The organism is Blautia segnis, assembly GCF_014287535.1.
Taxonomy (GTDB): domain Bacteria; phylum Bacillota; class Clostridia; order Lachnospirales; family Lachnospiraceae; genus Blautia_A; species Blautia_A acetigignens.
This window is the reverse complement of the sequence record NZ_JACOOT010000005.1, coordinates 13,495-36,613: the sequence shown is the minus strand read 5'-3', so window position 1 is coordinate 36,613 and position 23,119 is coordinate 13,495. Positions and strand designations below refer to the sequence as shown.

Annotated in this window: 19 protein-coding genes and 1 pseudogene; 13 read left to right on the top strand and 7 right to left on the bottom strand. The window is 45.1% G+C overall.

All coding sequences use genetic code 11. From position 1 onward, the window contains the following. Positions 1-132: 132 nt before the first annotated feature. Positions 133-1,524, bottom strand: a complete 1,392-nt coding sequence (locus H8S54_RS02340; RefSeq protein WP_186900819.1) for a sodium-dependent transporter — start codon at positions 1,522-1,524, stop codon at positions 133-135. A 136-nt stretch (positions 1,525-1,660) separates the two neighbouring features. Here H8S54_RS02340 and H8S54_RS02335 point away from each other — a divergent pair. From H8S54_RS02335 to H8S54_RS02325, 3 genes and pseudogenes are all read left to right on the top strand, one after another. Beyond that, positions 1,661-2,570 (top strand): annotated as a pseudogene (locus tag H8S54_RS02335) (AAA family ATPase); the annotation flags it as partial. A gap of 29 nt (positions 2,571-2,599) precedes the next feature. Further along, the gene (locus H8S54_RS02330; RefSeq protein WP_117851065.1) at positions 2,600-2,875 is read left to right on the top strand and encodes a metal-sensing transcriptional repressor; all 276 of its coding nucleotides are present in this window, start codon (positions 2,600-2,602) and stop codon (positions 2,873-2,875) included. 237 nt (positions 2,876-3,112) lie between these two features. After that, complete coding sequence (locus H8S54_RS02325) at positions 3,113-5,077, top strand: heavy metal translocating P-type ATPase (RefSeq protein WP_186900816.1); 1,965 nt, start codon at positions 3,113-3,115, stop codon at positions 5,075-5,077. Positions 5,078-5,083: 6 nt separating this feature from the next. Here H8S54_RS02325 and H8S54_RS18005 read toward each other — a convergent pair whose 3' ends face one another. Both H8S54_RS18005 and H8S54_RS02320 read right to left on the bottom strand, forming a co-directional pair. Further along, positions 5,084-5,278 carry a LysR substrate-binding domain-containing protein gene (locus H8S54_RS18005; RefSeq protein ID WP_243000183.1) on the bottom strand — a complete coding sequence of 65 codons (195 nt, stop codon included), beginning with the start codon at positions 5,276-5,278 and terminating at the stop codon, positions 5,084-5,086. After that, the gene (locus tag H8S54_RS02320; protein WP_243000174.1) at positions 5,227-5,724 is read right to left on the bottom strand and encodes a LysR family transcriptional regulator; all 498 of its coding nucleotides are present in this window, start codon (positions 5,722-5,724) and stop codon (positions 5,227-5,229) included. The genes H8S54_RS18005 and H8S54_RS02320 overlap by 52 nt, the downstream gene beginning before the upstream one ends. A gap of 422 nt (positions 5,725-6,146) precedes the next feature. On the opposite strand from H8S54_RS02320, the gene pflB reads away from it, so the two are divergent. Together pflB and pflA are read left to right on the top strand one after the other, a co-directional pair. Continuing rightward, positions 6,147-8,402, top strand: a complete 2,256-nt coding sequence (gene pflB, locus H8S54_RS02315; protein ID WP_186900815.1) for a formate C-acetyltransferase — start codon at positions 6,147-6,149, stop codon at positions 8,400-8,402. Positions 8,403-8,420: 18 nt separating this feature from the next. Then, on the top strand, positions 8,421-9,149 hold the full coding sequence (gene pflA, locus H8S54_RS02310) for a pyruvate formate-lyase-activating protein (protein WP_186900814.1): 729 nt from the start codon (positions 8,421-8,423) through the stop codon (positions 9,147-9,149). A gap of 86 nt (positions 9,150-9,235) precedes the next feature. Here pflA and recQ read toward each other — a convergent pair whose 3' ends face one another. After that, entirely contained in the window at positions 9,236-11,182 is a 1,947-nt protein-coding gene (gene recQ / locus H8S54_RS02305) for a DNA helicase RecQ (RefSeq protein WP_243176592.1), read from the bottom strand. A 13-nt stretch (positions 11,183-11,195) separates the two neighbouring features. Next, positions 11,196-11,744, bottom strand: a complete 549-nt coding sequence (locus H8S54_RS02300; protein ID WP_186900813.1) for a TetR/AcrR family transcriptional regulator — start codon at positions 11,742-11,744, stop codon at positions 11,196-11,198. Between the two features lie 204 nt (positions 11,745-11,948). Between H8S54_RS02300 and glgB the strand changes: the two genes are divergently transcribed. Continuing rightward, positions 11,949-13,730 (top strand): 1,4-alpha-glucan branching protein GlgB, encoded by a 1,782-nt coding sequence (gene glgB / locus H8S54_RS02295; protein WP_117851053.1) that lies wholly within the window; start codon positions 11,949-11,951, stop codon positions 13,728-13,730. Positions 13,731-13,994: 264 nt separating this feature from the next. Here the strand turns inward: glgB and H8S54_RS02290 are convergent, their stop codons facing one another. Further along, positions 13,995-14,363 (bottom strand): metal-dependent transcriptional regulator, encoded by a 369-nt coding sequence (locus H8S54_RS02290; RefSeq protein WP_021925303.1) that lies wholly within the window; start codon positions 14,361-14,363, stop codon positions 13,995-13,997. Positions 14,364-14,497: 134 nt separating this feature from the next. Then, positions 14,498-15,799 (bottom strand): MATE family efflux transporter, encoded by a 1,302-nt coding sequence (locus tag H8S54_RS02285; RefSeq protein ID WP_021925304.1) that lies wholly within the window; start codon positions 15,797-15,799, stop codon positions 14,498-14,500. A gap of 205 nt (positions 15,800-16,004) precedes the next feature. Between H8S54_RS02285 and H8S54_RS02280 the strand changes: the two genes are divergently transcribed. The 7 genes from H8S54_RS02280 to nikC all read left to right on the top strand — a co-directional run bounded on the left by H8S54_RS02280 (position 16,005) and on the right by nikC (position 23,118). Beyond that, complete coding sequence (locus H8S54_RS02280) at positions 16,005-16,472, top strand: hypothetical protein (protein WP_186900812.1); 468 nt, start codon at positions 16,005-16,007, stop codon at positions 16,470-16,472. Positions 16,473-16,689: 217 nt separating this feature from the next. Beyond that, a complete protein-coding gene (locus tag H8S54_RS02275; RefSeq protein ID WP_021925306.1) occupies positions 16,690-17,475 on the top strand; it encodes a class I SAM-dependent methyltransferase in 786 nt (261 codons plus the stop codon). Between the two features lie 85 nt (positions 17,476-17,560). Then, positions 17,561-19,330 (top strand): methyltransferase domain-containing protein, encoded by a 1,770-nt coding sequence (locus tag H8S54_RS02270; protein ID WP_021925307.1) that lies wholly within the window; start codon positions 17,561-17,563, stop codon positions 19,328-19,330. 405 nt (positions 19,331-19,735) lie between these two features. Further along, entirely contained in the window at positions 19,736-20,146 is a 411-nt protein-coding gene (locus tag H8S54_RS02265) for a peptide deformylase (RefSeq protein WP_021925309.1), read from the top strand. After that, a complete protein-coding gene (locus H8S54_RS02260; protein ID WP_243000172.1) occupies positions 20,146-21,111 on the top strand; it encodes a LysR family transcriptional regulator in 966 nt (321 codons plus the stop codon). Before H8S54_RS02265 ends, H8S54_RS02260 begins: the two co-directional genes overlap by 1 nt. Before the next feature lie 154 nt (positions 21,112-21,265). Further along, positions 21,266-22,210, top strand: a complete 945-nt coding sequence (gene nikB / locus H8S54_RS02255; protein ID WP_021925311.1) for a nickel ABC transporter permease — start codon at positions 21,266-21,268, stop codon at positions 22,208-22,210. Beyond that, on the top strand, positions 22,207-23,118 hold the full coding sequence (gene nikC, locus H8S54_RS02250; protein ID WP_021925312.1) for a nickel transporter permease: 912 nt from the start codon (positions 22,207-22,209) through the stop codon (positions 23,116-23,118). Before nikB ends, nikC begins: the two co-directional genes overlap by 4 nt. Position 23,119 lies beyond the last annotated feature (1 nt).

The following is a 23,119-nucleotide window of genomic DNA, read 5'->3' as shown; positions in this document are numbered from 1 at the left end:
CTATTCGTCGGCAGCGTCAGATGTGTATAAGAGACAGGTAGAAGGCTAACAAGCCTCGTTCTTGCTGGGATCCTTTCAATTACTACTGGGGATACCGAAATGTGGTATTAACCGACAGCCCCCTTTTTTAACTTAAAATAAAATTCCAGTAGACTGCAAAAACAGAATAAACATCATAACCGGTGCAACGAATCGGATCATCACCCGGTAAAGCTTTTTTCTGCGGAATTTGTCTCCGCTTCTTTCCATTTCATCAATTACATAATACGGTGTTACGATCCATCCAATGAGAATGGTGGAGAGCAGTGCAATAAATGGCATCATAACGCTGTTGCTGATGTAATCCATAATATCCAGAAGCTGTCCCACAGAACCGTTTGGAAGCTTTACTTCCACGTAGAAAATACTGTAGCCCAAAGCGATCACTGCAGAAACTGCCAGATAGATGGCAGACAAAACCAGAACTGTTTTTTTACGGCCTGTATGGAAGATTTCCATGCAGTTTGCAGTGATGGATTCCAGTACGGAAATACAGGAAGACAAGGTTGCAAAAATAGCAGTTACGAAAAACAGGATCCCTACGAAGGTGCCGGCTTTTCCCATTGCGGAGAATACTTTTGGCAGGGAAATAAACATCAGACTTGGTCCTGCGCCCATTCCCTCAGTGCCGGAAAATACATACACAGCCGGAATGATCATGGCACCTGCAAGAAAGGCAACGCCTGTATCAAAAATCTCAATCTGATTGATGGCCTTGTTTAAGTTTACCTCAGGTTTGACATAGGAACCGTAAGTGATCATAATTCCCATGGATACGCTGAGTGAGAAAAACAGCTGGCTCATGGCATCCAGCAGGATCTGCAGGAAACGCTGCACAGTCAGTCCCTTAAAATCCGGTTTCAGGTAGTAGAGAAATCCCTGCCATCCGGTATGCACCTGTCCGGAGGCATCTGTATAGGAAAGGGTGAGAGAGTAAACTGCAATCACCACTACCAGAACCAGCAGGATAGGCATCATCCATTTGGATACTTTTTCAATTCCCTTTTCCACCCCATTGTACACGATGAAAGCAGTGACACCCATGAAAAGCAGGGCGAAGATCACCGGTGAAGTGGAAGAAGAAATAAAGGATGTGAAGTAGTCATCTGCGGCAGCTGCCTGTGCCTGTCCGGTTACATAGACCACTGCATATTTGGTAATCCATCCGCCGATGACAGCGTAATAGGTCATGATCAGGACTGGTACCAGGAAGGTGAGGATTCCCAGGAATTTCCACTTAGGCCGCATCTGGGTATAGGCACCGATGGCACTTTTCTGTGTGCGTCGGCCGATGGCAATATCAGAAGTGAGCAGGGTAAATCCAAAGGTAAGTACCAGGATCAGGTAAATAATTAAAAATAAGCCGCCTCCGTCTTTGGCTGCGAGGTATGGAAATCTCCACAAGTTTCCCACTCCTACAGCACTTCCGGCCGCAGCAAGGACAAAACCAAGTTGTCCTGAAAAATGATTCGATTTCTTTTCCATTATCATTCTTTCCCCCTTAGTGTTGTAAGAATAAGATAACATATGATAAATAATTAGTAAAACAAATTTTCAGATGACTTGTAAACAGGAAGCAGAAATGTTAAAGTAGAAGACATGAAAGGAAGCTTTCCACAGTATGAAACCAGTTATTTCCATTGGAAATCAGGATTTTGGTTCTATCAGAGAAAACGGATATTTTTATGTAGATAAGACTGATTTTATCCAGGAATGGTGGGAGAACGGGGATGTAGTTACGCTGATCACCAGACCACGCCGTTTTGGAAAAACTTTGAATATGAGTATGCTGGAATATTTCTTTTCCAATCAGTATGCCGGATACAGCAGATACTTTGAAGGACTGCAGATATGGAAAAGTGAGAAATACAGGGAACTGCAGGGAAGCTATCCTGTTATTTTTATCAGCTTTGCTTTAGTGAAAGGTGCAACCTATCAGGATGCAAGATTGGGGATTACCAGAATTTCCAAGGAATCTATTTTTTCAGATCTGAACAATCTGGAAATTGTGACTACAGATTCCAGGAAATATGAGACTGCCTTTGGCTTTAACAGGGAAGAGGTAGAAAGGGTTCTCATGGAATTTGGCTGCATGGATCAGCTGGAGCAGGTTCGGTACTGGTATGATGGTTTTCGTTTCGGCAGCCGCACGGACATCTACAATCCATGGTCCATTACCAAGTTTCTGGATACCGGCCGTTTTGAAAACTTCTGGGCAAATACCAGTTCCAACAGTCTGGTTGGAAAGCTGATACAGGAAGGTTCGCCAAATATAAAGGTTGATATGGAAGATCTTCTTTCTGGGAAAAATATTGAAACTCCAGTGGATGAGGAAATTGTATCAGTTGTCTATTACCAACCACGAAGTGAAGAATATGTTCCGGAAAATGATCCGCGGCTGGTTTCAGAAATCTAATGTGCGCTATAATGATTTTATCAAGGCACTGCTGGTGGATGATGTAGATTATATGAATGAATACATGAACCAGATTTCCCTGCAGACCTTCAGTTCTTTTGATACCGGGAAAAAGGTGCTGATTAGAAAGGATGTATCAAACAAATGAAACAATGTATGGATTCTGAGAACCTGCACCGCAGGTTAAAAAAAATAATTGGTCAGGTGCAGGCCATTGACCGGATGATCGACGAGGATGTTCCCTGTGAGGATGTTCTGTCCCAGATCAACGCTGCAAAATCCGCGCTTCACGGCTGCGGCAAGGTAGTGCTGGAAGGCCACATCAAACACTGCGTTCGTGATGGAATTGAGCATGGCGACGCAGATAAAACCATCGAGAGCTTTACCAAAGCAGTGGAACGATTTTCCAATATGGGATGATCTCCGTTACGGTTCTTGAGTGATAGATTTATATGTGTCAATGCACAACAGAGCAGGCCGCATATCATTACGCAAACCATTTCCGACTTATTGTCAGAGTCGGAAATGGTTTGCGGGTGATATGCGGCCTGTTTTGCGTCTGTTTTGAGAATTCTTATCATTTACCCTTCTTGATAACCTATACCCCTATAGGTATAATGAACCTATACCTCATAAGGTATGGAAAAGAGGCATAACATGAAAAATCTAATGGGAAAGTTAGAAGAGTTACTTGAAATCGGCGGCACGAAGAAAGACATCACCCTGCTGGTGATCTCTGGAAGCGCCATTGTGTTAAGTCTGCTGGGAATTTCCCCGTTCCCCTTTGACATGTCCTGGATTGCCATTGTGCTGTGCGGACTTCCTATTATTCTGGAAGCCATCATTGGACTGGTGACGGAATTTGACATCAAAGCAGACGTTCTGGTATCTCTGGCGCTGATCGCTTCTGTGTGCATTGGAGAGGATTTTGCGGCCGGAGAAGTGGCATTTATTATGCAGCTTGGCGGACTTCTGGAAGAGCTTACTGTAGCCAGAGCCAGAGCCGGAATCGAAAAGTTGGTTCATTTAACACCACAGACCGCCAGGGTAATAAAAGATGGAAAAGAATCTGTTATCCCTGCGGAAAAGGTACAGGTTGGTGATATCCTTCGGGTACTTCCTGGGGAAGGGGTTCCGGTAGACGGAATCATTATTTCAGGACAGACTTCCGTCAACCAGGCGGTTATGACAGGGGAGTCCCTTCCAGTTGATAAGACAGTGGGAGACGAGGTATCCAGCGGAACGGTCAACCAGTTTGGAGCCTTTGAGATGAAGGCTTCCAAGGTTGGGGAGGACAGCTCCATCCAGCGAATGATCCGTCTGGTCCAATCCGCAGACGCTGGGAAAGCTAAGATTGTAGGGATCGCAGACCGCTGGGCTACCTGGATCGTGGTGATCGCGTTAACTGCGGCAGCTCTTACCTGGCTGATTTCTGGAGAGATTATCCGTGCGGTTACTATTCTGGTTGTATTTTGTCCCTGCGCCCTTGTGCTGGCTACCCCAACCGCTATTATGGCGGCTATCGGAAATGCCACCAAGCATGGCTTCCTGGTACGTGAGGGAGATGCCCTGGAACGGCTTGCAAGGGTAAACGTGATTGCGTTTGATAAAACCGGAACTTTAACATATGGTACACCGAAGGTGGTTGCAGCTGTCAGCAACAGCGAAAATTATAACAATGATGATATTTACAGACTTGCAGCCTGTGCCGAGCAGCTTTCCGAGCATCCCCTTGGAAAAGCAATTGTAAGCTGCTGTAAGAAGGAAGGCATCATACTTTCCGGTGCAGAGGATTTCCAGATGATTCCGGGACAGGGAGTCTGTGCAGTGTCAGAAGGAAAACAGGTTCTGGCGGGAAATCCGAAGCTTTTGAAGGAACATGGCGTGGAAATAAAGACCATTGCCGAAAAGTGTGCAGACACTGAGGATAAAACAGGAGAAAGCAAAGAATTAACAGATGCAAGTTTTTATAGTACTCAAAAAATTCAGAGTAAGGCTAATCCGAAGCAGTACATAGAGCGCGGCTGTACCGTTACTTATGTGGCAATTGACGGTCAGTATGCTGGTTTCATCGCTCTTTCCGATACTCTTCGTGAGGAAAGCACCGGCATGATTGACTCCCTGAACAGCCTTGGCGTTCAGTCGGTCCTTTTAACCGGAGACCATGAAAATGCGGCGAAGACCATCGCATCCCAGCTTCATATTAAGGAAGTCCGTGCCAACTGTCTCCCGGAAGACAAGTTGAAATACATTGATGGTTATCAGCAGGAAAACAAAATGGTCTGTATGATCGGCGACGGAATCAACGACGCCCCGGTTCTGAAGCGTGCAGAAGTGGGAATTGCCATGGGCGGCGTGGGAAGCGACATCGCAGTAGACGCAGCCGACATTGCCCTTGTAGACGATGAAGTAAAAGAGCTTCCCCATCTCATTGCTCTTTCCAAGCGCATGATGACTGCCATCAAACTGAACATGACCTTTTCTATGACCTTGAACTTTATTGCAATCGTCCTTGCCATCACCGGAATCCTGAACCCCATCGTAGGTGCCCTCGTCCACAACGCAGGTTCCGTATTGGTAATCACAAATTCAGCATTCTTATTAAAATGGAGGAAAAAATAATGACAATCAAAGTAATCGGAGAAGCATTTCCATGTAGGGAACCACTGCAATCCCAAATCCATGGGCCACAAGTCCGGCAATTACGCTGTCCTCCTCCGTCTCGTAGGCAATCTGGGGCTCCTGGCCGATCTGGCGCAACAGGCCGTCAACTACAGAACGAAGACCGGAGCCTTTGGCAAAATAAACCTGTGGATAAGGAATGGTCTGGGCAAGGTCAATGGTGTGAAACTGCGCCAGAGAGGCGAAAACAAGGTCAAAACGCCTTGCGCAAAGCCCGTCAAGCAGCTGTCCGGTGATGCCTGTATTGAATGTAAAACGGATATTTTCTCAGGATACTGCTTCAGAAATCGTTCTGCAAGCCCGGGAACAAAGTCTTCTCCCAGGGTACAGAGAAGCCCCAGACGAATCAGTCCTTCTCCTCGTCCCACACGCTGAAGGGCGTCCACTCCATTGTCCAGTGTCATAAGAGTCTGCTGTGCACAGGCCAGAAATTGTTCCCCATAATGGGTAAGCACAATGCTTTTTCCCACCTTCTCAAAAAGGGGAACTCCAAGCTCAGCTTCCATCTGTGAAATGGCGTGACTGAGGCTTGGCTGTGCAATGCAAAGATGTTCTGCCGCCCGTGTATAGTGCAGCGTTTGTGCCAATTTTGCAAAATATCGTAAATGTAGCAAATTCATATTCAATTCCATCAATTATTCTTTCAATTTTAAAGGAACTATATAAAAGGGACTTTTGTCCCAAATAAAAGGCATTGATGTAAGGGGCAAAGGACTTTTGCCCCTTGGATTATGTTGATAAAAATTATCAAAGGTATTGCTGAGAATATTTATCAGAATCCATTGGAATCATATGGAAAGAGAGCGCATGCGGGGCATTTGGAAAGTCTGAAATATAGGACTCATGTCCTGCAAATTCCATATTTTTACATTCAAATTGTATTTTATTAAAAGCATGTTCCAAACCGATTGACGGGGAAAAAACAATACCGTATACTACAATCGTTAAACCAATAACAATTCTTCAATATACGCGGAGAACTACAAAATAGAAAGAAAGAGGTACAAGAATGAAAGATTTTGCACAGTGGGAAGGCTTCAGCGGAAGCCGTTGGAAAGAACAGATCAACGTTCGTGATTTTATCCGTCACAATTATACCCCTTATGACGGAGATGATTCCTTCCTGGAAGGCCCGACCGAGGCTACAGACAAGCTGTGGGGAAAGCTGCAGGAGCTGCAGAAAGCAGAGCGTGCCAATAATGGTGTGCTCGACATGGAAACTAAGGTTGTTACAGGCCTGACTGCATATGGACCTGGATACATTGACGAAGATCTGAAGGATCTTGAGAAAGTAGTAGGACTTCAGACAGATAAGCCTCTGAAGCGTGCATTTATGCCATACGGTGGAATTAAGATGGCAGAGAAAGCATGCGAGATGTATGGCTATAAAGTAGATCCGCAGATTCATGATATGTTTACAAAATATGAATTCAAAACACATAACCAGGGTGTTTTTGATATCTATACACCAGAGATGAAAAAAGCACGTCACAGCCATATCCTTACCGGACTTCCGGATACCTATGGACGTGGACGTATTGTAGGTGATTACAGACGTGTGGCTCTGTATGGTATTGATGCTCTGATCGAAGGCAAGGAGAAAGACTTTGCAGCATGCGACCGCCAGGGTATGAGACGCTATGATTTCCAGCTTCGTGAGGAAATTGCAGATCAGATCCGTGCCCTTAAGGGAATGAAAGCAATGGCTGAAATTTATGGCTATGATATTTCACAGCCGGCAAAAAATGCACATGAAGCATTCCAGTGGCTGTACTTTGGATATCTTGCAGCAATCAAGACACAGAATGGTGCTGCGATGAGTGTTGGACGTATCTCCACATTCCTTGATATCTATATTGAAAGAGACCTTAAGAACGGTGTTATCACTGAGAAGGAAGCTCAGGAGCTTGTTGACCACATGGTAATGAAATTCCGTATGGTTAAATTCGCAAGAATCGAGTCCTACAACCAGCTGTTCTCCGGAGACCCGGTATGGGCTACTCTTGAGGTTGGTGGTATCGGTGTTGACGGACGCCATATGATCACCAAGAATGACTATCGTTTCCTGCATACTCTTGAGGACATGGGACCGGCTCCGGAGCCAAACCTGACGGTTCTTTATTCTTCCAGGCTGCCGGAGAACTTCAAGAAATATGCTGCTAATATTTCTGTTAAAACAAGTTCCGTACAGTATGAGAACGATGATGTTATGCGTCCGGTTTGGGGCGATGACTATTCAATCTGCTGCTGTGTATCTGCTACAGAGACTGGTAAGGAAATGCAGTTCTTCGGAGCTCGTGCAAACCTTGCAAAATGCCTTCTTTACGCAATCAACGGCGGTGTGGATGAGAAGCTGAAAATGCAGGTAGGACCGGAGTACAAGCCGATTACTTCCGAGTACCTTGATTATGATGAGGTTATGCAGAAATATGACCAGATGATGGATTGGCTGGCTCATCTGTATGTAGGAACTCTGAACATGATCCACTACATGCATGACAAATATTACTATGAAGCAGCTGAGATGGCTCTGATCGATACAAAGGTTGACCGTTCTTTCGCAACCGGTATCGCCGGATTCTCTCATGTAGTAGACTCCCTGTCTGCTATTAAATATGCAAAAGTAAGAGCAATTCGTGATGAAGACGGAATTACTACAGACTTCCAGGTTGAGGGTGACTTCCCACGTTATGGTAATGATGACGACAGAGCTGACAGCATTGCGAAAGAACTGCTTTCTACATTCATGGAGAAGCTGAAACATATTCATACTTATCGTGATTCCAAGCCAACCACATCTATTCTTACCATTACTTCCAACGTAGTTTATGGTAAGGCTACAGGTGCTCTTCCGGATGGAAGAAAAGCCGGAGAGCCGCTTGCACCAGGTGCTAACCCATCCTACGGCGCAGAGCAGAACGGACTTCTTGCTTCCCTGAACTCTGTTGCAAAACTTGACTACGAGGATGCACTGGATGGAATTTCCAATACTCAGACAATCAATCCGGATGCACTTGGACACAGTGATGAGGAGCGTACAGATAACCTTGTTCACGTACTGGATGGATATTTCAACCAGGGCGCACATCATCTGAACGTAAACGTATTTGGAAAAGAGAAACTGATCGATGCTATGGAGCATCCGGAAAAAGAGGAGTATGCAAACTTCACTATCCGTGTTTCCGGTTATGCTGTTAAATTTATCGATCTGACAAGAGAGCAGCAGCTGGATGTTATTGCCAGAACCTGCCATGACAGAATGTAATTAATAAAGGAAAACAACATGTTAAAAGGCTATGTTCATTCTCTGGAAAGCTTCGGGTCTGTAGACGGACCCGGAGTGAGATATGTAATTTTTCTTTCCGGCTGCGCTATGCGCTGTCAGTTCTGTCATAATCCGGATACCTGGAATATGAAGGAAGGGAAAGAATACACCACGGATCAGCTTCTGCAAACAGCTCTTCGCTTTAAATCCTACTGGGGAGAAAAAGGCGGTATCACGGTGAGCGGCGGGGAACCCCTTTTGCAGATGGACTTTCTTACAGAGCTTTTCCGCAAGGCAAAGGAAGCAGGAGTCCATACCACCCTGGATACCAGCGGAAATCCTTATACCACGAAGGAACCATGGCATTCCAAATGGCTGGAACTGATGAAATACACAGACCTTGTGCTTCTGGATATCAAGCAGATCAATGAGCAGGAGCATGTGAAGCTTACCGGGCAGACTAATCAGAACATTCTGGCTATGGCTCGTGAGCTTTCGGACATGAATAAACCTGTGTGGATTCGCCATGTACTGGTTCCGGGAGGTAGTGACAAGGATGAATATCTGCACCAGCTTGCGGATTTTATCAAGACACTGGGAAACGCCCGGCGCGTGGAAGTTCTTCCGTATCATACGCTTGGTATTTTTAAATGGGAAAAGCTGGGAATCCCATATCCGCTGGAGGGCGTGAAACCTCCAACGCAGGAAAGAATTGATAATGCAAGACGGATTCTTAACGCCATATAAGAGATCGTGAAGCAAACTCCTTAAAGGAAGGTCGCTGTGAGACTGGAAAAGTCTCACGGGGACCTCTTTTAAGTTGCGGGAAATGATTAGTTGTTGTTGGAAAGAAATGAGGAGATTTCTTGTAAAAAACGTTGGCCGTATTTCTTTAGTTTGTTTTGGCCGACGCCGGAGACATCCAGCATTTCGGATTCGGTTCCTGGAAGCTTCTCGCACATGTCGATGAGGGTTTTGTCGGTGAAGACGATGTAGGGCGGGACGGATTCTTCTTTGGCAATCTGGAGGCGAAGCTGGCGTAGGGTTTCGAAAAGGGCGGATTTTTTTGCGGCATTTGGGCTGGAAGTATTAGTGGCTTCGTTGGAATTGCCGGCAGTATTTTCGGCTTCGAAATAGCTCTTTCCGTATGGATTTTTGCGTTTCTTTGACGCGGAAATCTTTTCTTTTTCCTTGAATTTTTTTACAAGGATCTGGGTGTTTTTCTGCTGTAATTCTGAGATATTTCCGACTTTGAGGACACTGTATTCCCCGTCTGTCTGGACGATGTAACCCTGGCGGATCATCTGGCTGATGAGAAGTCTAAGGTCATTTTCCGTGCGGCTTTGAAGCTGACCGTAACAGTTGTAGGAGTCGGCGCCAATCTCTCTTAAGCGGGCCCTCTTGGAGCCAAGCAGGGTACCGATTACAAGGGCCTGGCCGTATCTTCCGCGCATTTCTGTAATGCATCCGATTACCCATTTGGCGTCCTGAGTCATGTCCAGTTCTTCGAATTCCTGATGGCAGTTGCCGCAGTTGTCACAGGGCTGGTCAGTGGATTCCCCGAAGTAATTCAGGATATAATTGCGCAGACAGGAGGTGGTCATGCAGTAGCCTTCCATAATCTGAAGACGCTTTGCGTCCTGATGGCGCACCTGTTCCATTTCAGCGAAATCCATGCCCTCGAAATCCTTGCTGCCAAGGAGCATTTTACTGATCATAACGTCCTGCGGGGAGAAGAGAAGAATACATTCTGCAGGTTCTCCGTCACGACCTGCACGGCCGGCTTCCTGGTAGTAGTTTTCTATGCTCTGGGGCATGTTGTAATGGATGACGAAACGCACGTTGGACTTGTCGATTCCCATTCCAAACGCGTTGGTGGCAATCACAACTTGGGCGCGGTCATAGATGAAATCATCCTGGCTTTCCTTGCGGATCTCTGTGTTCATTCCCGCATGATAACGGGTGACAGAAACACCCTGTTTTAGCAGCTGTTCATACAAAGTATCCACGTTTTTGCGGGTGGCGCAGTAGATGATACCGCTTTCGTTTGCGTGACTGGCTATGTAGTTTGCAATGAAGGTATCTTTCTGTTTTCCTGTAAGATGCTCCACTCGATAGTAGAGATTTTTTCGGTCAAAGCCAGTGATGACAATGTTTGGATTCTTCAGTTCCAGAATTCTTGCAATGTCGTTTTTGACCACTTCTGTGGCGGTTGCGGTGAAAGCACTGAGGATCGGATGTCCAGGCAGCTGCCTCACGAAATCTACGATTTTCAGGTAGCTGGGACGGAAATCCTGTCCCCACTGGGAGATACAGTGTGCCTCGTCTACTGTCACCATGGAAATGGGAGTATGCAGGGCAAACGCCAGAAAAGAAGCCGTTTCCAGCCGCTCAGGTGCCACATAAATAATCTTGTACACACCTCTTGCGGCGAAAGAAAGTGCCTTGCTGATCTGTCCTTCTGTAAGGGAAGAATTGATATATGCCGCATGGATTCCCGCTTCATTTAAGGATTTCACCTGGTCCTGCATAAGCGAAATCAGCGGCGAAACCACCAGCGTAATCCCCGGCAAAAGCAGCGCCGGAACCTGATAACAAAGGGATTTCCCAGCCCCGGTAGGCATAATCGCCAGCGCATCCCTGCCGTCCAGAATCGTATCTATAATTTCCTCCTGCCCCTCACGGAAGGAGTCATATCCGAAATAAGTTTTTAAAATCTGCAAAGGAGTGATCGTTGAACTTCCCATCTGCAGATTGGAACCTGTTGTATTCAATGTCATAATTGTCCTTTCTCTATTTATTAACCATTTTCAGTGCCGCCGCAGCCGTTTCCCCCGTCAGCTCTGTAATACTGGAAAGCACCGGAACATCCCCATATTTTCGGTTTTCATAAAACGCATAATAGCATCCATACAAGATATACGTCAGCATAATATTAATATCCCGGTTCTCCCGATACTGTGGATAAGCCCCAAACACCAATTCCTTCAAAGCAATCTCAATCTTCTGCACCAGACACTTACTCCTGCTCCCCGAAAACAAAATCCCAATCAGCGCATCCTTCGCCAGAAACCCCATAAACAGCTCTCGCGAAAAATCCGCCGTATCCTCCAGTACCTTCTCCGGATGGCTCAAATTCTCCATAATAGAAACCACCACCTCCGTCTCCAGCGTATCCGAAAGATGATAAATATCCTGATAATGAGAATAAAACGTAGACTTATTGATCCGCGCCCTCTCACACAACTCCTTAATCGTAATCCTCTCTAGCTCCCTATGCGATCTCAATTCAATAAACGCATTAATAATACTCTGTCTTGTCTTTTCAACCCTAATATCCATACACTTTTCCTGCTCCTCCTGGCGTCCGCTTTAGCAATATAATTATCCAACACTTTTTTGAAAAAGTTGGATTTCCAACCAAAGTCGTTTTTCGATGGTAGCAATTCCTTTCCCATACAATTATAATCCCTATTATACAAAGAAAACCAACTACTGTCTAATAACTTTTAAAATCAATCACAATAGAAATGGGAGAGGGTATTTATGGATTTTTACAACTTTTACACCGGCAAAGAATTTGAAGCCTATCAGTACCTGGGCGCACACGTCTTGGAAAGCGGCACCACCTTCCGCACCTTTGCCCCTGCAGCACAGCGCGTCTCCGTAATCGGAGAATTCAACGGCTGGACTGAAACCCCAATGAACCGCGTCCACGATGGAAATTTCTGGGAATGCACCATTGACGGTGTGGGCTCCGACCTGATGTACAAATACAGAATCTACCGCCAGGACGGCTCCTTCATAGACCATGCAGACCCCTACGCATTCTACAGCGAAATGCGCCCCGGCACCGCATCCAAAACCTATGCCCTTGGCGGCTACAAATTCAAAGATGCCAAATGGCAGAAAGGCTGCAAGGTAGGCCATGACAAGCCAATCAACATCTACGAGATGCATTTCGGCTCCTGGAAAAAACGGGGAGAAGGACAGGAAGACTGGTACACCTACGAAGAGCTTGCCCCAATCCTCATCGCCTATCTGAAAGAATACGGCTACAACTATGTAGAAATCATGCCTCTTTGCGAGTATCCCTGCGATGAATCCTGGGGCTATCAGGACACCGGATATTTCAGCCCAACTGCCCGCTACGGAAAGCCGGAAGAACTGAAATCCTTTGTAGACCAGTGCCATCAGGCAGGCATCGGCGTAATTCTGGATTTCGTTCCTGTGCATTTTGCTGTGAATGATTATGCACTGGCAGAATACGATGGAACCGCATTATACGAGTACCCCAACATGGCAGTTGGACGCAACGAATGGGGCAGCTGCAACTTTATGCATTCCAGAGGTGAGGTATGCAGCTTCCTGCAGTCCTCCGCATATTACTGGCTGAGAGAATTCCACTTCGACGGACTTCGCATGGATGCGGTAGGAAACCTGATCTACTGGCAGGGAGACGCAAACCGCGGCGAGAACCTGGCTGCTCTTAAATTTATCCGCACCATGAACCAGGGACTGAAAGAGCGTGTCCCGGAATGCCTGCTTTTTGCAGAAGATTCTACCCCTTACCAGGGTGTTACTAAGGCTGTCTGGGAGGGCGGACTTGGCTTTGACTACAAATGGGATCTTGGCTGGATGCACGACACCCTGTCCTATTTCCAGGCAGATGCAAATGAAAGAAGAGAGAAGTACCACAAGCTGACTTTTTCCATGATGTACTACTACAATGAGCGCTATATTCTCCCTCTGTCCCATGATGAGGTCGTCCACGGAAAAGCCACCATCGCCCAGAAAATGAACGGCGGATACGACGGCAAATTCCCTCAGGCAAGAGCCTTTTACATGTATATGTATGCACATCCAGGCGCAAAGCTGAACTTCATGGGAAATGAACTGGCACAGCTCAAAGAATGGTGCGAGAAAGACGAGCTTGACTGGATCCTGCTGAAATTCCCGATCCACGAAGCTTTCCACAAATTCATGGCAGACCTGAATAAGTGCTATCTGACGAATAATGCATTCTATCAGAGAGATATCCGCCAGGATGGCTTTGAGTGGGTGGACTGCCATCAGGAGCAGAAATGCATGTACCTGTTTGAGCGAATCAGCGGGGATCAGAAGATTCTTGCAGTGTTCAATTTCTCAGATGAAACTCAGGAATACACCCTGGAAAAGGATTACGCCGGATATGAGCTTCTCCTTGCCAGCGACATGGTAAAATACGGCGGCAAAAAGCGCTACACCAAGAAAGAAAAAGAAATCAAGGGCGGAAAAGCGGTATTCAAAATGGGACCGTTTTCCGCAAGATATTATCTGGTGAAGTAATATTGAAAAGCAGACAGCAAAGGGCATGCTTGAAACGCTGTTTCAAGAGCTTTGCGAAAAGTAGTCCAGAGCTTGGAGAGCATTGCAATTTGTCACAGTATTTGGTATAAACAAAAGACCTGCATCCAAATAAAATGCTATAATCGAAACTTACTATAGTTCATTTATCTGGAGTGCAGGTCTTATTTCATGTATTAATCTGTAACTATTTGGCAGGCAATATTCCGTAAAGCGTGCAGCCGTGAGAGTATGGGATTACGGCATTTATTTATCCGGAGCCAGATGGCTCTTGATTGCGGCAAAGCTCTCCGGGCTTATAACGTGCTCGATGCGGCAGGCATCGGAAGTAGCAGTCTCAGGATCAACGCCCAGGCTGATCAGCCAGGAGGATAAAAATTCATGACGCTCATAAATCATATCCGCAATCTTCTGACCGGATTCAGTAAGATAAATATATCCTTCAGGAGTGACGGTGATATGGTTCTTCTCACGGAGATTCTTCATGGCAACGCTGACACTGGACTTCTTAAAACCAAGCTCATCAGCGATATCAACAGAACGGACAACGGGTTTCTTCTTGCTGAGGACGAGAATTGTCTCCAGATAGTTCTCAGCGGATTCATTTGATTTCACGATAGATCACCTCAATTTTCTAGCTTGTGTTGCTGTTCAAGTATAATAATTATAGGATACCATAGTTTACTGAATTGGGCAATTATTTTTTGACCAGTTTATCCGCAATCTTTTATGCATTTTATGCATGTTTTTTATTTGATCTCTTTTTGGGGCTTTTTCTGAAATCTGGAAAGCAGGAGCAGTACGGCGAATGTGATGACTTCCGAGCTTAAAAAGGAGCCCCATACGCCGTTTATTCCAAGGAGTTTCGATAGGATTACGGCACTAACGGCGATGGCGAAGATTCCGCGCATGAGGGAACCTGTGATGGCTGGGCGGGCGTTGTCAGTGGCGGAAAAATAGGCCACCAGCATAATATTAATGCCTGCAAACAAAAAGCCAAGAAAGTAGATTCGAAGTCCGATATGGGCATAATTCAAAAGCAGAAGATTGTTTTCACTGTTGAAAATCCCGATTAATCCATCTGTAAATCCCCAGGAAAGAGCCACTGTAACAAGCTCCAGAACCAGGCAGGAAAGAATACTCCATTTCAAAAGCTTTCGTACATTTTCCTGTTTTCCCTGCCCATAATTCTGGCTGATCAGCGGCTGTGCGCCCTGCGCCAGTCCGTTGAAAATAGACATGACCACCAGGGAAAGATTGGCAATAACGCCGTAAGCAGCTATGCCTACATTTCCTGCAATATCCAGGATCAGCATATTGAAAATAATGGTAATAATTGCAGAAGAAAGCTCTCCCACGAATGCGGAAATTCCAAGCTGGCAGCAGGAAACAAGGTGTCGGATAGAAGGGCGCTTCCACTGAAATTCCACCTGATTTTTCTTACTGAGAAAGTGTGTGGAACAGATGGTCATGGTTACCGCAGGGCTAAACGCAGTGGCAAGTGCCGCACCGGAAAGCCCCAGTCCCATAGAAAACATGAAAATATAATCAAACACAATATTAAACAGGCTTCCTGCAATAGCGCCGATCATGGCCCGTGAGGTAGCATGGTCATTCCGGGCAAAGGCTGTGAAGGTGTAATTGGACATAAACAGCGGCGTAGTGATCAGCATAATTCTGAGATATCCTTTTCCAAGATGGATCAGTCTCTGATCGGCACCAAGGAGCTCAAGAAATTTTCCCGGAAGAAAAATTCCTGTGAGAATAAAAGGAATGCTGCAGATCAGGCACCAAAAAATAGACTGTGTGAAATAAAAATCCGGATTTCCGCCCTGGGCTTTGCTGATGGAATATCTGGTAGCAGAGCCGATGCCAATCATGGCGCCGATTGCATAAACCAGCCCGTAAACAGGCAGGATCAAGTTCAGCACCGCCAGTCCATCTGCACCTGACTGAACGGAAATAAAAAAGGTATCTGCAAGAATATACACAGAAATCCCGATCATGCCAGCCACACTCTGTGTGATGTATTTGAAAAATTGTTTTAACATTTTAAGCGGTTATCCTTTCTGAAATATATTTTTATCATTATTGTTATAAAAACAAATGAAGAAAATATTGTACCCGGACGCAGGATTCTGCGGATCCAGAAGGGGATAATGTCTGTTTTGCTTTATCATAAATGAAAATGATACTCCTGAAATGAAATTTATCAAAGACCTGTTCATTATACAATAGGAACAGAAACCTGTAAATATGGGAAACCGTAACATTTCACAGTATTTTCCCATGACAAATCATGTACCGGGTAGTATAATAAAAATAATTATTGATTTCGTGAGGATTCATTTTGGAGAGGATTTTGAAAAAAGCTTTGGGAAAATACAGTCAGATAAGGTGAATCATTATGCTGGAGAAAATCACTTTTTTCAAAAAATATTTCTGCAGGATGAGCAGCGAAATGCATCCATCGCCCACGCGGTTCTTTCGGAATTTGACTATGTATGCTGGATCGATCTGGAAACCCAGGGGTATATTCTGTATTATTCTGCAGATGAGAAAACCGTGGTTCCCCAGCATTCCGCAGGAAATTTTGACCAGGTGATCGGGGATTTTAATTTACAGTATATTGTGCCCGAAGAGGCAGAAGCGGACAAGGCCCTTTACGAACCCAGGAAGAATGGAAAAAACAGCTGCACAGTGCGGCACGATACAAAGAAATAAAAGCTTTGAAACAGAACGGATTTTGAAAAATATCAGAGAATCTCAGCTGACAGAGGTTCTCTGATATTTTTTTGCTGGGAAATTTAATGGCGCAGTGGGAGAATTGTATATACATCCCCCAGGGGGGCTTGCGGAAAGAAAGCGTTTTTGATAAAGTTTTAACATTGGAGTATATTTGCGGAATATACAACTTTAGATTTATGCGGAGGAAATACAATTGGATAGATTGCTGGATGAAATAGAGAGCTATTGGAGTACCCGGACAGAGGGGTATTCTGAGGTGAATGAAAAAGAGCTGAAGGGGATGCAAAAAAAGGCATGGCTAAAGACCCTGGAAAGTGGATTTTTGGAAAAAAAACTTTCTGATAACGACAAGGAACAGCTGCGGATCCTGGATATCGGTACAGGCCCTGGCTTTTTTCCAATGATTCTGGCTGAGGCTGGTTATCACGTAACGGCTGTGGATTACACCCCTGGAATGCTGGAAAAGGCTGCTGAAAATGCGGCAAAATTTATTGGAGAAAAGAGCAGCAATATTGAATTTAAGAGGATGGATGCCCAGGCCCTGGAGTTTGAGGATGAGAGCTTTGATGTGATCATTTCCAGGAACCTGACATGGAATCTTCCTCATCCGGATCAGGCATACGGGGAATGGCTTAGGGTGCTGAAAAAGGGCGGAAAGCTTCTGAATTTTGATGCCAACTGGTACGGCTATCTCTATGATGACAAGAAGCGGGAAGCCTATGAAAACGACCGCAGGAATGTGGAAAAAGGCAGCCTTGACGACCATTATCTGTGCACGGATATTGACCGCATGGAGAAGATCGCACTGCAGGTTCCATTGTCTGAGACAAAGCGCCCGGGATGGGATGTGAAGGTCTTGGAAGAACTGAAAGCAGAAAAAATAGAGGTAGATGAGAACATCTGGCAGCAGGTGTGGAGTGAGGAAGAAAAGCTGAATTATGGGTCCACGCCTATGTTTATGATTAAGGTTACGAAATAACAAGAGGAACTAAAGCGTAATGGTCAGCAGGCAGTATTCTGAATCATTATGATGATTAAAGCTACCATATGGAAAGGATAAAAGAATGGGTGATACAATAAATATCGGCGGTCTTTGCGCGGCACCGGGACAGCGCGTCCACGGCTTTATCAGCATTGGAGATGGTGAATTTTCCCTTCCTGCGACGATTGTCCGCGGGGAAAAGCCAGGCAAAACGGCTCTGATCACGGCGGGAATCCATGCAGGAGAATATGTGGGAATCCAGAGCGCAATAGAGCTTGGAAGAGACCTGAAAATTGAGAAAATGACGGGAACAGTCATTATTGTAAAGGTAGTTGGAAGGGACGAATTTGAGAACCGCCACGGTTCTCTTTGCAGGGAAACAGGCGAGAATCTGAACCGTGTTTTTCCTGGTAAAAAAGATGGAACCAAGTATGAGAAACTGGCCTATGCAGTGGTGAATGAACTGCAGAAAAAAGCAGATTACTACATTGATCTTCACAGCGGAGATGACTATGAGAAGCTGACTCCCTATGTCTATTACGCAGGAAAAGCAGACCCGGAAGTAACTAAAATCTCCCGTCAGATGGCAGAACAGGTGGATGTGCCCTATATGGTGAAATCCGAGGTGGCATCTGGCGGAAGCTATAATTATGCAGCATCCTGCGGCATCCCTTCCGTCCTTCTGGAACGAGGCGGAATGGGCGACTGGGATACAGAAGAAGTGCGTTCTATGAAGCGGGATGTGCGCAGTATTTTAAGGTTCCTTGGAATCTATGACGGACACGCAAGCCTGCGAAAATATTATCCGCTGAATGTAACCCAGGTGCAGTATCAGTCTGCTTCTTATACCGGAATGTGGTATCCCCAGAAGAAGGCGGGAGACCTTTTTACAGAGGGTGAGATCCTTGGTTATGTGAAGGATTATGAGGATAATATTCTGGAAAACAGTGTAGCTTACGGGGACGGAGTGATCCTTTATCAGGCAGGTTCTCTGCAGGTATTAAAGGATGGTCCAATGGTAGCTTACGGCAGGATCAGCTATGAAGAAGATGACCGTAAGGAGAAAATTGCCGCTTACTGGACCAAGAGAAGTGACAGCTTTTTGGAGCAGAGAAGAGCGGAACTGCACAGTGCGCTGGCAGACAGATGGCTGGAAGAAATCCGGAAATATCTGCCTGAAAGGAAGGAAAACACCCTGGATTCTGAAGAAAATGGGAATAAAGAGGTAGGAATGAGTTTGAAAAAGCCGCATAATGGAAAGCTTAGAATATTAGATGTAGGCTGCGGAACCGGATTTTTCACCATCCTTCTTGCAAAGCAGGGACATCAGGTAACTGGCACGGATCTTACCCCGGACATGGTTGCAAATTCCAGAATCCTTGCAAAAGAAGAGCAGGTAAACTGCAATTTTGAGATCATGGATGCGGAGCATTTAAGCTTTGCAGATAACAGCTTTGATGTGGTCATTTCCAGAAACCTTACCTGGACATTGCCGGAGGCTGCACAGGCCTACAAGGAGTGGACAAGAGTCTTAAAGCCAGGCGGAGTACTTTTGAATTTCGATGCTAATTACGGTGCCGTGGATTTTGCTGAGACCTCCGATCTTCCGGAAAATCACGCCCACAAGCAGCTTGGGGACTCCCTGATGCAGGAGTGCGAGGACATCAAGCGACAGCTCCCAATCAGCTCCTATATCCGCCCTGCATGGGACGTGGAAGAGCTTGGAAAAGTGGGAATGGAGCAGATTTCCATAGATCTTGGAGTGAGCAGAAGAATGTATAAAGAGAAGGATGCCTTCTACAATCCAACCCCAATGTTCGCAATCGCAGCAACAAAAGGCAGCTGCAACTGAGGAAATACATAAAACGGTATATGAATTGGCAGTAAAGTCATTCATATACAGTTTTTGTTAATCTAAATCAGACCCTGTCAAATGCAAAAGCATCTGGTAAGGACGCTTGCGGGAGCTGTTTAAGATCTCATGGCCTTTCTCATCAAGGAAAGCTTTTACCTCTGGGCTTGCGGTTTCATAAGTAACTGGTTTAATCCAGGATATGTCATTTACCTCCTAATACCTACTTGTCAACTAGGTTTAATATGGTTCTTATAGTAACATAGTTTTCCATTTTTTGTCAATGAGAGAAAATGCGGATGGATGCCGAATAAACAATGTGGGTTGACTTCGGGCGTGGATATGGTAAAGTGGAAGAGAAGTTTACGGATTCATTGGAAAATAAAATAGATAAGGTAGAAGAATATGATCAGAGAAATTATGCATGACACCTGGTTCTTAAGCCAGAAATCAGAAAAAGCTACAAAAGAAGACGCCCAGATTGCCCAGGATCTTCTGGATACCCTGAAGGCAAATGAGGAGGGCTGCGTAGGCATGGCAGCCAACATGATCGGGGAGCGCAAGCGTATTATCGTGGTAAATATGGGTTTTATGAACACCATTATGTACAATCCCGTGATTGTGAAAAAGACCGGAAAATACCAGACAGAAGAGGGCTGCCTGTCCCTGATCGGCGTGCGAAAATGCACTAGATATGAGGAGATTGAAGTGGAATACGAGGATATCAATTTCAAAAAACAGCGGGGAAAATTCCAGGGCTGGACCGCGCAGATCATCCAGCACGAGTGTGATCATCTGGAGGGAATCTTGATATAATGCTGGATCTAAAACAGTTAAAATATTTTATTGTGTGCGCAGAAACAGGCTCCATTAGTGAGGCTGCCAGGCTTCTTTATACCACTCAGCCAAGTGTGAGCAAAGCAATCAAGGCCTTGGAAAATGATATGGGAATCGTGCTTTTTGACCGTATGCCCCGTGGAATTGTCCTTACTGCACAGGGGCGTGAAGCTTACCGTTATGCATGCAGGATTGTAAATGATTCCCGGAAACTGGAAGAAATGAGCCACCAGAATATGGTGAAATATCTTCGGATCTCATTGAATCCAAGCTCCTGGTTTACCAATCAGTTTGTTGAGTTTTATAAAAAAAATTATGAGAAGAACTACCACTTTGAAGTTTATACGGCAGGGGTGCGCACGGTAATGGAACGTGTGAGAGATTATCTGTCGGATATTGGTTTTGTATATGTGATGGAGCAGCAGAAAAAGGAATTCCAGTATGAACTGACGAAAAATCGGCTGGTGTTCCAGGTTATGCAGGAGAGCACGGCCACATTTTATCCTGGAAAACAAAATCCACTGTACCAGGATCTGGAAGAAATGGATCATTCCAAAGAGAACGCTTTTACCGTAACTATGGAACAGATGAAATCCATGCGTTTTATCCAGAATTATCGTGATGAGTTTCTGGAATTAAATGAGAAAGAAAAGCGTGGAACCTTTAGCTGGGAGAACCTGGATCTGGCAGTCATCACAAACAGCGACTATATTATGGAAAAAATGCTCCAGGAGACAGAGCTTTCCAACATCAGCGGAAGTTACCTTTCTGATCATAAAAAGGCCATGAATCAGGGAATTCCCCTGGATTTCAAAAAGAACAAAATTTTCTTTGGCTATATCAGAAGAAAAAATGATGAAACGGATGAATTAATGGACGAATTTCTGGAGTTTTTGGCTGAAAAGCTAAAAGGCAAGACCGTGAACGAAAGAACAGAAGAATAAGAGAGGCATTCCTAAAATAAAAAAATCCATGCAAATTAAGAATAGCTTATAACCCCCTGGGTGGGTTGTAGGCTGTTTTTCTTTTTGCTAAAATGAACAATCGAAGCGTATTTGAAAATCGTTTAGGTGCTTTTTAGGAAATGGAGATATTCAAATGAGGAAATATGTAATAAAACGTATCCTTCAGCTGATTCCTATTCTGTTTGCCATTACCTTTCTGTCTTATGGAATGATGCGGATTGCAGGAAGTGATGTTGTCACGCAGAAAATGGAGAATACAGGAGGGGTAGTGTCAGAAGAAACCTTAGATGCGGCCAGAGAACAGCTGGGGCTTGACAAACCATTTCTGACGCAGTATTTCGTATGGCTTGGAAAATTGCTTCGGGGAAATATGGGAAACAGTTATGTATCCGGCTTTCCGGTCTTTGATACGTTTGTATCGAAGCTCCCGGCAACTCTGCTTCTTACGGTCACTTCGATTCTGCTTACCATTGTAATATCCATACCGCTTGGAATTTTGTCGGCGGTGAAACAGAATACAGTGGTCGATTATCTGATTCGGCTGTGCAGTTTTATCGGAAACAGTCTTCCCAACTTTTTCGTCTCACTTTTGCTGATGTATTTTCTTGCCATAAGGCTGAGGATTTTTCCAGTCATAGCAAAGGATGTGAGCCTGAAAAGTGTGGCTATGCCTGCAATCACCCTGGCAATTGCCATGTCTGCAAAGTATCTTCGTCAGGTTCGTGCAACGGTTCTGGATGAGCTGAGCAAAGATTATGTGGCAGGGGCGAAGGCACGTGGTGTGAAATTTTCTGTTACGCTGTGGAAAAGCATTATGAAAGCTGCCCTGGTAACGATCATTACCTTATTGATGCTTTCCGTGGGAAATCTTCTTGGCGGTACTGCAATTGTGGAATCCATTTTTATGTGGGATGGCGTTGGGAAAATGGCAGTGGATGCCATTTCCATGCGTGATTATCCTATTATTCAGGCATATGTTATGTGGATGGCGATCATTTATGTTCTGGTGAATCTGCTTACGGATCTGTCTTATCGGTTCCTGGATCCAAGAATTCGTCTGGGAGGTGTAAAGCAGTGAGTAAAAGGAAAAATGAGGATATGAATGTAAGAAATACAGCCACTAAAGAATATGGAAAAAAGGTAACAGTGCGCGTCCAGAAAGTGAAAAAGAGCCATATAAAACAAAAGCTGGTATTTTTTACCGTTCTGGCTGTCTGTCTGGTAATACTTGCAGTTTTTTCAGATCACCTTTGTCCCTATGATCCTTATGCGCAGGATCTTTCCAGTGCCCTTCAGGCTCCAAGCCTGGCACATCCAATGGGGACAGATACCTATGGCAGAGACATGTTATCCCGTGTGATCAGCGGTGCCAGAGCCAGTATTTTTTCCACTTTCATTCTGGTAGCGGTGATTTCCATATTTGGAACGATTGTAGGCGTGGGGTGTGGATATTACGGCGGCATTATGGACTCTGTCATGATGCGGATTTCAGATGTCTGCCTTGCTTTTCCAGGACTGGTATTTGCTATGGCAATTGCAGCAATCCTTGGAGGAGGAATCCAGAATGCGATTATCGCACTGGCAGTCATCAGCTGGCCGAAGTACTCCCGCATAGCCAGAAGTCAAACCCTGGCGCTGAAAAATGAACCTTATATCCATGCCGCTATACTATCAGGTGACAGTTCCCTCCAGATTATGCTAAGGCATGTTTTTCCAAATATGCTGGGACCTGTTCTGGTAACTGCCATGCTGGATATTGGAACTATGATGATGGAGCTGGCAGGCTTATCTTTCCTGGGGCTTGGAGCGCAGATCCCTATGGCTGAATGGGGAAGTATGATGAGCAGTGGACGAAGCATGATCCAGACATATCCCTGGGTTGTTTTGTCACCTGGAATTGCAATTTTTGTATCAGTCGTTATTTTTAATTTACTTGGAGATACAGTTCGTGACTACCTGGATCCGAAAAACAGAGAAGCTTTTTGAT